Consider the following 12,094-nt stretch of genomic DNA (forward strand, 5'->3'; position numbering starts at 1 on the left):
AAGAGCTAGCATGTTGTGGTGCTCAACACAAAACAGGGGAGACTCAGATGGGGCCGAAAGAAACAAATGTCTGCGCAGGCGATCACGAGCATCACATCTGCTACCTGCACAGTAAGGGAAAAGTTGAAGAGGTGGAGAAACTGACTGACAACCCGACGGTGACCTGCTCTATTTGTCTGGTGAACGCCAACTCGCCTGACAACGTCTGCTCGCCCACTACGCTGGGAGGAGGGTTCCAGTACTCACACATGCAGTACAGCAAGAAGATCATCTGCGAAAGTATCGTCCCTGACACAGGGGCCGGGAAAAAGAAGGAAGAATAGAACTTCCACCTTTCATGATCATAGCTCGCGCACAAAGGCCGCAGTCACCTGCGGCCTTTGTTTTGCACCTCTAATAGAAAAGGCGGCCCCGAATCCGGGGCCGCCTTCTTACGTCATGGTTCTTGGTTTTCCTCTGTGAACCTCTGTGTCCCTCTGTGGTGAGGGCCGTTGGTTCTAGCCGAGGATCTGCTTCAGGTCGCCTTCGGCGGTCCCGATCGGCCCGATGTTGAAGTTCTCAACCAGGAAGTTGAGGACGTTCGGGGTGATGAAGGCCGGCAGGCTCGGTCCGAGCTTGATGTTCTTCACGCCCAGGTGGAGCAAGGTGAGGAGGATCGCCACCGCCTTCTGCTCGTACCAGGAGAGGATGAAGGAGAGCGGCAGCTCGTTGACGCCGCAGTTGAAGGCGCCGGCGAGAGCCACGGCGATCTGGATCGCGGAGTAGGCGTCGTTGCACTGGCCGATGTCCAGAAGGCGCGGGATGCCGCCGATGTCGCCGAAGTCGAGCTTGTTGAAGCGGTACTTGCCGCAGGCAAGAGTCAGGATGACGCAGTCCTTCGGAACATTCTCGGCGAACTCGGTGTAGTAGTTACGGCCGCTCTTCGCGCCGTCGCAGCCGCCGATCAGGAAGAAGTGACGGATGTCGCCTGCCTTGACCGCCGCGATGACCTTGTCGGCCACGCCGAGCACCGCGTTGTGTCCGAAGCCGGTGAGTATCTCCTGGCCGAGGTTCTCTTCGAAGCCGGGAAGCGCGAGCGCCTTCTCGATGACCGGGGCGAAGTCCATGCCGTTGATGTTCTTGACGTCCGGCCACTGTACCAGGCCCCAGGTGAAGAGGCGGTCTTTGTAGCTTTCGGCCGGGCGCTGGATGCAGTTGGTGTTGAAGATGATGGCGCCGGGGAAGTTGACGAATTCCTTGGCCTGGTCCTGCCATGCGCCGCCGAAGTTGCCTGCCAGGTGCGCGTACTTCTTGAGGCCGGGGTAGCCGTGCGCCGGGAGCATCTCGCCGTGGGTGTAGATGTTGATCCCTTTGCCTTCGGTCTGCTTCAGGAGCTCTTCCAGCATACGGAGGTCGTGGCCGGAAACGAGGATCGCCTTGCCCGCCTTGGTGCCGAGCTGTACCGGGGTCGGTACCGGGTGGCCGAAGCTGTCGGTGTTGGCTTTGTCGAGGAGCTCCATGGTCACCAGGTTGATGCGGCCGCACTCCATGGCGAGGCCGACGAAGTCCATAAGGCCGAGGGTCAGGTCAAGGGTGGCTGCCAGCGCCTTGTGGGTGAAGGCGTAGATCTCGTCGTTCTCGCGGCCGATCACCAGCGCGTGGTGGGCGTAGGCTGCGTAGCCTTTCATCCCGTAGACGATGATTTCCTGGACCGATTTCACGTCCGCATCGATTGCGTCAGACTTGACCCCGTGGGCGGCGCCCAGGGCGACCAGCTCGGCGGTTGAGGTTGCGGTGAATCCCTTGGCGGCTTCGGGGACCGCGCCGGCGTAGGCGCCGCCGTTGGCCTGCTCGAAGAGGGTCTGTGCTTTCTCGAGCAGCGTGGCGCCTTTGCGCACCAGCTTGGCGACTTCCTCAGCGCTGAAGTCTACGTTGGTGACCGTGGTGAAGAGGCCGTCAATCATGAAGTGGTCGATCTCGGCGTTCTTCACGCCTTTGCCGCGGGCCTTGTCCGCCCAGAAGGCGATCCCTTTCATGGTGTAGACCAGCAGGTCCTGCAGTGCCGCTACGTCCGGCTGTTTGCCGCAGACGCCTACCTTGGAGCAACCACCGTTTGCAGCCTGTTCGCACTGAAAGCAGAACATGTTTTCCATCGTTTCCCCCTTTTTCTCATTGTTGTTGGTTGAGGTCGAAAATCCAAATAAGTTTTTGATCAAGTTCTTCATCCATTCTCCCTGGGCGTTTTATCTTCGGCCGTACCTGGTTGCCCGGGTGACGGGTGCCGTCTTTCGATGGACCCACATTAACGGCAAATGTGGAGCCGGACCTTGACCTAAGTCATAAAACTAAGATTCTGGCTATCGGGATCTTTTTTGTCTTTTGGCTGGGCGGAGAGGGGGAGGGGGAGAGGAAGCGGAGCTTCCCGTTGCCTTGCGTTCCCAAGCTGGAGCTTGGGAACGAGAAAAATAAGTCTATTTATGTTGTTTTGGTTGGGGGGCTAAGCTCCCTCCCCAGCGGGGAAGGGTTGGGGTGGGGGAAGGGTGTTTCAGTGGACGATGCTGCCCACCATCGCATGGTAGATGTCTGGGCGCACGACGAACTGCAGGCTCGAAGAGGTGGCGGTGCCGAAGGCGATGGCCTGCTCGCCTCCGATGGAGTTGTTGAGGTTGTAGATCGGGCGCAGATTGAAACCCAGGCGTACCAGGTCCGCCTCGAACACCGGCCCGTATTTGGCGGCCAGCTCGGCTACTCGATCCCAGGTTCCCAGCATTTCCAGGGGTATGGCTACCCCGTTTGCTACACGTATTAAGTCCGACATGGCTTGCTCCTTGTCCCTGCTGATAGGGGACATATCGGCGGCCATGTCCGGAACTTGAGGGCTCAGCTGCGCAGCGCGTCCAACCTTGCTACGGCGTTTTTTGCGTTGCAGGTTCCCTCAGCACAAAGCGTTAGCGCCTTCAAAAGGAACAGCCCCAGGCAGAGAAGCCCCATGATCAACAGCACCACCCCGACCCAGCCGTGCCGGGCCCAGAAGAGCCCGCCTACGGTGCCGGAGACGCTCGATCCCAGGTAATAGAAGAAGAGGTAGAGAGACGCCGCCTGTGCCCGGGCGCTTTTCGCCCTGCTCCCGACCCATGCCGAAGCGATGGTGTGGGCGCCGAAGAAGCCGCAGGTGAAAACGCCGATTCCGGCAACGACGGTGGGGACGTCATGGGCCAGCGTGATCAGCGCCCCGGCAACCATGGTGGCGATGGTGAGAAAGAGCATGCGGCTCCTTCCGAAGCGCTCCACCTGCCCCCCCACCATGGACGAACTGAAGGAGCCGAGCATGTAGACCAGGAAGATGAGGCTCACCAGCGACTGGCTCAGGTAATAGGGTGAGCCCAGGAGCCTGAAGGTGATGTAGTTGTAGAGCGTAACGAAGCTCCCCATGATGAGGAAGGAAATGCCGTAGAGGCAGAGAAGCCCCGGGTCCTGCAACTGCTTGAAGAGCGAGGTGAAGAAGTAGCGCGCGGCGAAGGGCCTTTGCTTGAAATTCTCCGAAGGGGGGAGCGACTTGGCAAAGTACAGGCTCAGCAGCAAGCACGCTACCCCGATCACGGCCAGGGCGGAGCGCCAGGAGACCAACTCGGTCATGGTGGCGGTGAAGATCCTTCCGGTCATGCCGCCGATGGCGTTGCCGCTTATGTAGAGGCCGATGGCGGAGGTAAGGGACGCAGGGGCGATCTCTTCGCTCAGGTATGCCATCGCCACCGCCGGAAGCCCCGCGAGCACCACCCCCTGGACCAGCCTCACCGCGACCAGTTCGGGGAGGGTGGAGGTCTGCGAGGTGACGAACGCCAGGAGGGAGGTGGCGACCAGCGAGGCCACCATCACCTTCTTTCTACCCATGGTTTCCGAGATGGTACCGGCGAAGAGCATGGCGACGGCGAGGGCGCAGGTGGTTATCGAGAGCGGCAGGCTCCCCCAGGCGGCGGCGACCCCGAATTCCCGGGAGAACTCGGGCAGCAGCGGCTGCACGTCGTAGAGCGTGATGAAGGTGACGAAGCCGGCCATGAAGAAAGCGAGGTTGATCTGCCGGTATCTCTTGGTTCCGCTTTTTATCGATCCCATGGTCCTGTACCACCCTTCCTGCGCAGTGTTCGCTCACCATCTTTCAAATCAAGCTGTTCTAGCTCTCCGGGGGACTTGCTCTCGGCGCTTCCGCGCTTCACCCTCCGCCGGACGATCGCTCTCATTGGAACGACTATATCGGTTGCTTCACAATAAGAAAAATATATAATATTTATCGCTTTGATAGCTAACGCTTATGGAGGATCGGATGGACGTCAGGCAATTGAGGTATTTCATCGAGGTGGCCAAGGTGAAGAATTTCACCAAAGCCGCGGAGGCGCTGCACATAGCGCAGCCGGCGGTAAGCATGGCGGTGAAGAAGCTGGAGCAGGAGCTGGAGCTCTCCCTCTTCAACCGGCAGGACAAGAAGGTCTCGCTCACCGCGGAGGGGGAGATCTTCCTTCCGCATGCAAAACGCATCCTCGACGATCTGAGGGCGGCCGAACTGGAGATGGCGGAGCTGAAAGGGCTCAGCAAGGGGGAGGTGAGGCTCGGCATCCCCCCCATGATCAGCGCCTATTTCTTCCCCGACATCATCCGGGACTTCAAGAAAAGCTACCCGCAGCTGCACCTTTCGGTCTTGGGCGAGGGGGCCTGGCGCATCCAGAAGATGATCGGTCAAGGGGAGCTGGACATGGGGGTGGTGGCGGGGGGGAACTTCCCTGAGACGCTGGAGGTGCGCCGCTTCCTGCGGGAGGAGATCGTGATCTGCGTGCCGCCGGATCACCCCTTCGCCCAGCGTAAGTCGGTGAGCCTCGTGGAGTTCATCCGGGAGCCGTTGGTCTTCTACAAGGAGGGGTACTACATTCGGGAGTTCTTCCTGGAGGTGCTGAAAGGGGCCGGGAGCGCGCCCAATATCGTCTTCGAGACCAACCTATTCTCTCTGGTGAAGTCGCTGGTGCGAAACGGCACCGGGATCTCCATCTTCCTCAGGATGGTGGTGGCGGCCGACACCGACCTGGTCGCGGTCCCCTTCGACCCGCCGCTGCACCTGGACCTCCTGATCGCCTGGAAGAAGGATACCTATCTCTCCCTTGCCAACCGCGCCTTCGTCGACTTCCTGCTGCAGCATGCGGCGGAGGAGTGGCGCAGCCAGGCGGAAACCGGCTGAGCGGCTAAAGCGGGTCCAGGATCTCCTTTAATTTGGCGGCGATCTTTTGCGGGGGGAGCACGAAGTCGACGGCGCCTGTGTCGGCGGCCGCTTTCGGCATGCCGTAGATGGTGGAGGATTGCTGGTCCTGCGCCATGGTGACCCCTCCTAGCCGCTTGATGTGCCGGATCCCCTCGGCGCCGTCCTTTCCCATGCCGGTCAGGACGATGCCGACCAGCTTCCCTTTGAGCTGCCGGGTGAGCGAGAGCATGGCGACGTCGGCGGCCGGCTGGACGTAGTTGACGCGCGGCCCCTCGCAGAGCACGACCCGCTGGTTGCCGTTCAGCCTCAGGTGAAACCCGCCGGGGGCCAGGTAGATCCTGCCGCTTCTCAGGAACTCCTGGTCCTCGGCGAGCGTTACCGGCATGGAGGCGACCGCGTCTAGCCCCTGGGCTATGCGGTAGTCCATCTGCGGCGTGATGTGGAGCACCACGACGAAGGCCGCATCGAGCGCCGGCAGCTCCCGGAACAAGGCCTTGAGGGTCAGCGGCCCACCGGTGGAAACTCCGATGACCACCAGGTTTCTAGCGCTCATAGTCCACCGGGGTGTTCAAAAGGGTAAGGTAGTACTCAAGCGATTCGATCAGCTGGTCCGGGCCGAAGGGCTTGGTCATGTAGTCCGAGACGTATTCCTGCAGACCGTCCATCTTGCTGTCCGGCTCCCCCATCCCGGTGAGCATCACGACGATGTTCCCGTCGTAGAGCCCCCGGTCCACCATCTCCCTGATGGTGTCCCAGCCGTCCATGCCGGGCATCATGATGTCCATCAGGATGATCCCCTTGAATCCAGATTCCAGGTGCTTCAGGCACTCGGGGCCGCTGGCCGCCATGGCCAGGTCGAGTTGCGCCGAGTTGCAGATTATCTCGACCGATGCCCGTACGTACTCGTTGTCGTCCACGATCATTATCCGGTTATTCATGTTCACCTTCCTTTATGCTGTGGCGGATATATCCGCTGGGTCCTTGACTCGCCGCGAGCTTCTCGTTACCAGCCTGGCCATCGCCTCGTCCAGCGGCGCCTGCACCGCCAGGAGGAGGTCCGAGCCGAGCATCTCCCCGATCTTGCCCATGAACTGTTCCAGGGTGAAGGGCTTGGCCAGGAAGATGGCGTCCTGCCGCTGGCTCTCGTCAAGCGGCAGGAGCCCCGCGCTGTAGCCGGAGATGTACAGTACCGGCAGCCCCGGGTAATTTTCAAGCAGTTTTTCGTAGAGCTCCGGTCCGGTCATCTCGGGCATGACCACGTCGGTCGCCAAAAGGTCTATCCTCTGCTGCTCCTTGGCAAGTTCCAGCGCCCGGGCCGGGCTTTCGGCCGCCAGGACCGCGTAGCCGAAGGAGGAGAGAAGCTCCTCTGCCACCTCGCGGATCATGACGTTGTCCTCGACCAGGAGGATGGTCTTCCCCTTTCCCGCGGCGGGCGGGATCGCGGCGCGCGAGGGGGAGGCCGTGACGGGGTCGGCGCTGCTGGAACTGGCGGGGAGATAGATCCCGAACCTGGTCCCCTCTCCGGGGCGGCTCTTGACGTCGATGCAGCCGCCATGGCGCTTGACGATGCCGTACACAGTGGCGAGCCCGAGGCCGGTGCCGCGCCCGGTCTCCTTGGTGGTGAAGAACGGCTCGTACATGTGCCTGAGCGTCTCCTCCGCCATGCCGCAGCCGTCGTCGGAAAAGGCAAGCAGTATGTAGTGCCCGGGCTTCGCTACCGGGTGCTGCCTGTGGAACTCATCGTCCAGTATCAGGTGCCCGGTTTCGACGCAGATCGAGCCGGTCCCGTCGATGGCGTCCTGGGCGTTCAAAAGGAGGTTCAAAAGCACCTGCTCCAGTTGCCCCCGGTCCGCCTGCACCTTGGCGGCCCCCGGGGAAAGCCGCAGGTCGATGGTGACGTTGTCCCGCGCGGTGGCACGCAGGATGTCCCTGAAGGAGGCAATCACCTCGTTCAGGTCCAATAGCTCCACGTGGAGCGCCTGTTTGCGCCCGAAGGAGAGGAGCTTCTGGGTCAGATCCCCCGCCTTCTGGGCCGCCTGGCTCATGGCGTCCACCATGCGCGCCTGGGTGCTTCCCGCGGGGCAGTACTGCTGCAGCATGTCGGCGTAGACTATGATCGGCGTCAGCAGGTTGTTGAAGTCGTGTGCCACCCCCGCCGCCAGTTGCCCCACGGCCTCGATCTTCTGGCTGTGGCGCAGTTGATCCTCCAAAACCCGCCTGCCGTCGTCGGCCCTGACCCTTCCTATGGCAATCCCGGCCAGGTGGGCCGCCGACTCCATGAGGCGCAGGTCGTCGTTGCCGGGGGCGCGGGGCTCGCGGTGATAGACCGCCAGGGTTCCGAGCAGGATGCCGTTGGAGGCGAAGACCGGCTCGGACCAGCAGGCGGAAAGCCCCGCATCCCGGGCGGGCTGGAACCCGTTCCAGTACGGGTGCGACTCCAGATCCTCCACCACTACCCGCTGCCTGAGGAACGCGGCGGTCCCGCAGGACCCTTTCCCCTGGCCGATCCGCAGGCCGTGCACCGCCTGGTTGTAGGCCTCGGGAAGCGATGGGGCGGCGCCGTGGCGCAGCCTGGTGCCGGATTCGTCCACCAAAAGGACCGAGCAGAGCGCACCCGGGATCTCCTGCTCTACGTACCTCACCACGCACCCCAAAAGCTCGTCGAGCGAGGCGTCCGTCGCTATCCGCTCCAGGGTGTTCAGCCGGCAGCGCTCCCTTTGCTCGCTGCGCTTTCTCTCGGTTATGTCCCGGGCGATGGCGAGTATCTGGGTCTTCATCTCGCCCTCCAGCAGGCGGGAATGAACCTCGACCGGAACGGCAGCCCCACCTTTGGTGAGGTAGACGCTTTCGAAGGTCGCCTCTTTCGATTCCCTCAGCCCGTTGACGATAGCCTCGAACCGGCCGCCGTATTCCGGCGGTTCGATCTCCTGCAGCCGCATCCCCGCCAGTTCTTCGCAATCGTACTCCGTGAGCCGGCAGAGCGCCTGGTTGAAATGGAGCAGCCGCCCCTCCTCGTCGACCTGCAGGATGCTGTCGTTGGCGGCGTCGATCTGGGCGGCCTTTATCGCCAGTTCCGCCTTCTGCCCCTCCACCATGAGCTGCGCCTGCTTCAAGCGGTCCAGGTGCCGGAACAAAAGGGTGGTGAGGGCCAGGATCAGCAGGCACAAAACCAGCGTCAGCAGCGAATGCTGCAACGGGTGGCCGAGCAGCAGTTGCGCGCCGCCATCCGCAGCTACCGACATCTTCGCGGTGTCCCCCAGGCCGGAGATGCACAATACCGCGACGACGATGATCCCGACGGTGATGCCAATGCGCGCCTTGAGTTGTCCGATGGAAAGGCGGCTCATATGTCGTAACTCTCCGGATGATCGGGTTTGGCTTCCTCCGGCGCATCGCCGGCGGGGTTAAGCGTAAAGAAGATGGTGGTCCCTTGCCCCTTGCCGGGGCTCTCGGCCCAGATCCTGCCGTCGTGGTTGGCGATGATCCGCTTGCAGATGGCCAGCCCCAGCCCTTGCGTGTTCACGTCCTGGCGGGCCGGATCGGCCTTGAAGAACTCGTTGAAGACCAGGGCCAAGTGCTCCTGGTCCAGCCCCTCGCCGTCGTCCTGGACGCAGACCTGCACCATGCCGTCCATGGGCGCGGCCCCCAGCACGATGTGCCCGTTGGCACGGGCGTAGCGCGCGGCATTGGTGAGCAGGTTCCTGAAGAGCAGTGAGAGCTGTTCCGCGCTTCCCAAGACCCACAGGTCGGCGGGGATGTCGTTGTGGCAGGTCACGCCGCGCAGCGCCAGGGAGTCCGCGACTTCGCCGCACGCGAACTCCGCCGTGCCGGCGAGCCTGACCGGGATCAGCTGCGGGCGGCCGGACGAGATCCGGACCAGGTCCAGGGACTTCTCGGCCAGCCCCTTGATCTGGTTTGCGCACTGCTGGCAGATCTCCAGCATTCTCCTAAGCCCCGGGTCGTCCACCTGTTTCTCAATCATGGGGAGCAGGGCGAACAGGGGGGTAAGCGGGGTGTTCAGGTCGTGGTTCAGCTGGATCATCAGCGACTCTACCATCCGGGATTGGTGCATCTGCGCCGCGAGTCTGCTGTTCTCCATCTCGGCCTCCTTGCGCTCCGTGATGTCCAGGATGACGCCGACCAGCCCGGCGGGGGTCCCCTTCTCGTCCCGGAAAGCCGCCTTGTGGAAGAGCACGTCGTGCAGGGTGCCGTCCGCATACTTGACCTGCGACTCGTAGATCTGCGTTCCGGAGCTTTCCATGATGACCTGGTCCATGCGCTGGTACTGCTCCGCCAGCTCCCTGGGCCAAAGGTCAAAAACCGTCTTCCCCAAAAGCTCCTCGCTCGGCACCCCCACGTACTCCTGGAAGGCCTTGTTGCAGAGGTTGTAGCGCCCTTGGGCGTCCTTGGAAAAGATCGGGCTGGGTATGGTGTCCAAAAGCAGCTGCTGGAAGGCGAGCTGCTGCTGTGCCGCGATCTCGCTTTTCTTGCGGACCTGGATCAAAAGCACAGCCATAAGGACGAAGATCGCTGCCAGCATCACGCTGATGGCGCGGATTTTCAGGTTGATGCTGTCGTAGCGGGCCAGGTACTCGCTCTGCTTCACCCCCACGAAGAGGGCGCCGATGGTCTTGCCGTGCATGTCCCGCACCGGGTCGTAGGCGGTGAAGTAGGGGATGCCGAGGATATCGGCCTCGCCGCGGTAGCTGGTTCCCTCGCCGAAGATGGCCTGATAGGCGGGGCCGATCATCTTTGTCCCTATCGCGCGGGTGCCGTCGGACCGCATGATGTTGGTGGCGACCCGGATGTCTCCCATGAAGATGGTGGCCCTGCTCCCGGTGATGGCGAAGATGCGGTCCGGAATCTCGTTGTTGTCGTTCAGGACGTAGTAGTCCCCGACGTAGAGCTTGCCGTCCTCGATGCGGAAGTTCCTGCCGCGGCGCGCCATCTGCTCCCACAGGGCCGACATGCTGCTTTCCTGCTGCCTGGTGGCCTGGCGCACGGCCTCCTCCCGGATCTGCCCGAGCATGAGGTGGCTTGACGCCATCATCACCAGCGCGATGCTCACCGCGCTGAGAAGGACGACGACCGGTATTTTGCTTGTTGGTATCCTCAAGTCTTTCCTCAGCTCAACCGGCCATGCCGCTTCATACCGATGCCTCTGTCCATTCCCCCTCTCCCTCTGGGAGAGGGGCGGGGTGAGGGCGCCTTTTTCTTGCCGGCAGCTACACCCTGAAACTTCTCCTGCCGTGCGAGGCAAGCCAGGCGATGAGCCGCCCCGCGATCTCCTCAAGCGGCACCACTTCGTCGACGCCGCCGCGGGCGATCGCCTCCTTCGGCATACCGAAGACGACGCAGCTCTCTTCGTCCTGGGCGATGGTTCTCGCCCCCGCCGCGTGCATCTCCAGCATCCCGGCGGCGCCGTCGTCCCCCATGCCGGTCATGATTATTCCCAGGCTGTTGGCGCCGGCGCAGTTGGCCGCGGAGCGAAAGAGCACGTCCACCGAGGGGCGGTGCCGGGAGACCGCAGGGCCGTCCCCCAGCGCCACGGTGTAGTTGGCGCCGCTTCTGGCCAGCATCAGGTGGCGGTTGCCGGGTGCCACGTAGGCATGCCCCGGCAGCACACGCTCCCCGTGCTCCGCCTCCTTCACCGCCAGTTGGCAAAGCCCGTTCAGGCGCGCCGCAAAGGTCTTGGTGAAGGTCTCCGGCATGTGCTGGGTCACCAGTATCCCCGGGCAGTCTGGGGGGAGCGCGGCGAGGAAGGTCTTCAGCGCCTCGGTCCCGCCGGTGGAGGCTCCGACCGCGATCACCTTCTCCGTGGAGGAGAAGTGGTCCCGCCGGTTGGGGAGGATCGCGTCGGCGGAAAGCTTCCCGGTGACGGGTTGGAGCTCTCCTCCCCGCGCCCCTTTCCTCCTGCGCCCGGAGAGATAGGCGCAGCGGATCTTCTCGGTCAGCTCGCCGGCGTACTCCATGATCCCGCTGCGGATGTCGATCTTCGGCTTGGTCACGAAATCGAAGGCTCCCATCTCCAGCGCCTTGAGCGTCACCGCCGAGCTCTTTTCGGTGAGCGAGGAGACCATGACCACCGGCATGGGGCGCAGCCGCATCAGCTTTTCCAGGAAGACGAGCCCGTCCATCTTCGGCATCTCCACGTCCAGGGTCAGTACGTCCGGGTTCAGCTCCTTGATCCGCTGCCGCGCCGCCAGCGGGTCGGGCGCCGTGCCGACCACCTGCAGGTCCGGCTCGGCGTTGATGATCTCGGTGAGCAGCGAGCGTATCAGTGCGGAATCGTCTACTATGAGAACCTTTATTGCCATCTATCCTCTTGCAGCGGGAAGATCCCGCATCCTTTTCACCCAGGCCTTTCCGGTCCGGGGGAAAAACACCAGTTTGCGGGGGCAGCAATCCCCCAGGTCCGACGCGACTACCGGTATTCCCTCCTGCCTCAGGTACTCCAGGGCGAAGGAGGCGTTGCTGGCGCCTATGTCCGTGGCCATAGCCATCACGCGCCCGGCTCCGAAGACCTTGGCGGCCAGCCGGCTCCGGTTGCTCCCCAACTGCTCCAGTTGCTGCAAAAGCAGCCTCATGGCGCAGCTGCCGTAGCGCGCGCAGCAGTTGCTGCTGCAGGCGCGGGAGCAAGGGGAGGCGCTTCTTCCCTGCAGAAGTTCCGGGAGCATGAAGTGGTTCATCCCTCCCACCCCGAGCTCTATGTCGTAGAGGCATACCGAGACGCAGGAGCCGAGCACGGTGGTGATGGCGATGGGGTCGGCCGTGGCTAAGCATTCCCCGGCGACGATCTTGACGGCCACCGTGCCGAATTCCGGTTCGAAATAGCTACCCCTGCCGGATTGCCGCTCCGCTAGCAGCATC

The 12,094-nt window shown here is 62.7% G+C and carries 11 protein-coding genes; 2 read left to right on the plus strand and 9 right to left on the minus strand.

Translation table 11 applies throughout. The features are described from left to right. The first annotated feature begins 47 nt into the window (after positions 1 to 47). Positions 48 to 323, plus strand: coding sequence for a hypothetical protein (locus GBEM_RS05190; RefSeq protein WP_012529467.1), 276 nt, complete (start codon positions 48 to 50; stop codon positions 321 to 323). A gap of 174 nt (positions 324 to 497) precedes the next feature. On the opposite strand, the gene hcp is transcribed toward GBEM_RS05190, so the two are convergent. From hcp to GBEM_RS05205, 3 genes are all read right to left on the minus strand, one after another. Further along, positions 498 to 2,132, minus strand: a complete 1,635-nt coding sequence (hcp, locus tag GBEM_RS05195) for a hydroxylamine reductase (RefSeq protein WP_318842308.1) — start codon at positions 2,130 to 2,132, stop codon at positions 498 to 500. A gap of 392 nt (positions 2,133 to 2,524) precedes the next feature. Continuing rightward, a complete protein-coding gene (locus GBEM_RS05200) occupies positions 2,525 to 2,797 on the minus strand; it encodes a hypothetical protein (RefSeq protein ID WP_012529469.1) in 273 nt (90 codons plus the stop codon). A 62-nt stretch (positions 2,798 to 2,859) separates the two neighbouring features. Then, entirely contained in the window at positions 2,860 to 4,092 is a 1,233-nt protein-coding gene (locus tag GBEM_RS05205; RefSeq protein WP_012529470.1) for an MFS transporter, read from the minus strand. A 208-nt stretch (positions 4,093 to 4,300) separates the two neighbouring features. Between GBEM_RS05205 and GBEM_RS05210 the strand changes: the two genes are divergently transcribed. Continuing rightward, complete coding sequence (locus GBEM_RS05210; RefSeq protein ID WP_012529471.1) at positions 4,301 to 5,203, plus strand: LysR family transcriptional regulator; 903 nt, start codon at positions 4,301 to 4,303, stop codon at positions 5,201 to 5,203. A 4-nt stretch (positions 5,204 to 5,207) separates the two neighbouring features. On the opposite strand, the gene GBEM_RS05215 is transcribed toward GBEM_RS05210, so the two are convergent. The 6 genes from GBEM_RS05215 to GBEM_RS05240 form a co-directional block, all read right to left on the minus strand. Next, positions 5,208 to 5,777, minus strand: coding sequence for a CheB methylesterase domain-containing protein (locus GBEM_RS05215; RefSeq protein ID WP_012529472.1), 570 nt, complete (start codon positions 5,775 to 5,777; stop codon positions 5,208 to 5,210). Next, on the minus strand, positions 5,767 to 6,162 hold the full coding sequence (locus tag GBEM_RS05220) for a response regulator (protein WP_012529473.1): 396 nt from the start codon (positions 6,160 to 6,162) through the stop codon (positions 5,767 to 5,769). The genes GBEM_RS05215 and GBEM_RS05220 overlap by 11 nt, the downstream gene beginning before the upstream one ends. Positions 6,163 to 6,174: 12 nt before the next feature. Then, positions 6,175 to 8,571, minus strand: coding sequence for an ATP-binding protein (locus GBEM_RS05225; RefSeq protein ID WP_012529474.1), 2,397 nt, complete (start codon positions 8,569 to 8,571; stop codon positions 6,175 to 6,177). Further along, positions 8,568 to 10,340 (minus strand): cache domain-containing protein, encoded by a 1,773-nt coding sequence (locus tag GBEM_RS05230; RefSeq protein ID WP_012529475.1) that lies wholly within the window; start codon positions 10,338 to 10,340, stop codon positions 8,568 to 8,570. Before GBEM_RS05230 ends, GBEM_RS05225 begins: the two co-directional genes overlap by 4 nt. A gap of 109 nt (positions 10,341 to 10,449) precedes the next feature. Continuing rightward, positions 10,450 to 11,541: a protein-glutamate methylesterase/protein-glutamine glutaminase gene (locus GBEM_RS05235; protein ID WP_012529476.1), complete on the minus strand. Its 1,092-nt coding sequence runs from the start codon at positions 11,539 to 11,541 to the stop codon at positions 10,450 to 10,452. Next, positions 11,542 to 12,093, minus strand: coding sequence for a histidine kinase (locus tag GBEM_RS05240; RefSeq protein WP_012529477.1), 552 nt, complete (start codon positions 12,091 to 12,093; stop codon positions 11,542 to 11,544). It abuts the gene before it with no gap. Between the last annotated feature and the right edge of the window lies 1 nt (position 12,094).

The organism is Citrifermentans bemidjiense Bem, assembly GCF_000020725.1.
Taxonomy (GTDB): domain Bacteria; phylum Desulfobacterota; class Desulfuromonadia; order Geobacterales; family Geobacteraceae; genus Geomonas; species Geomonas bemidjiensis.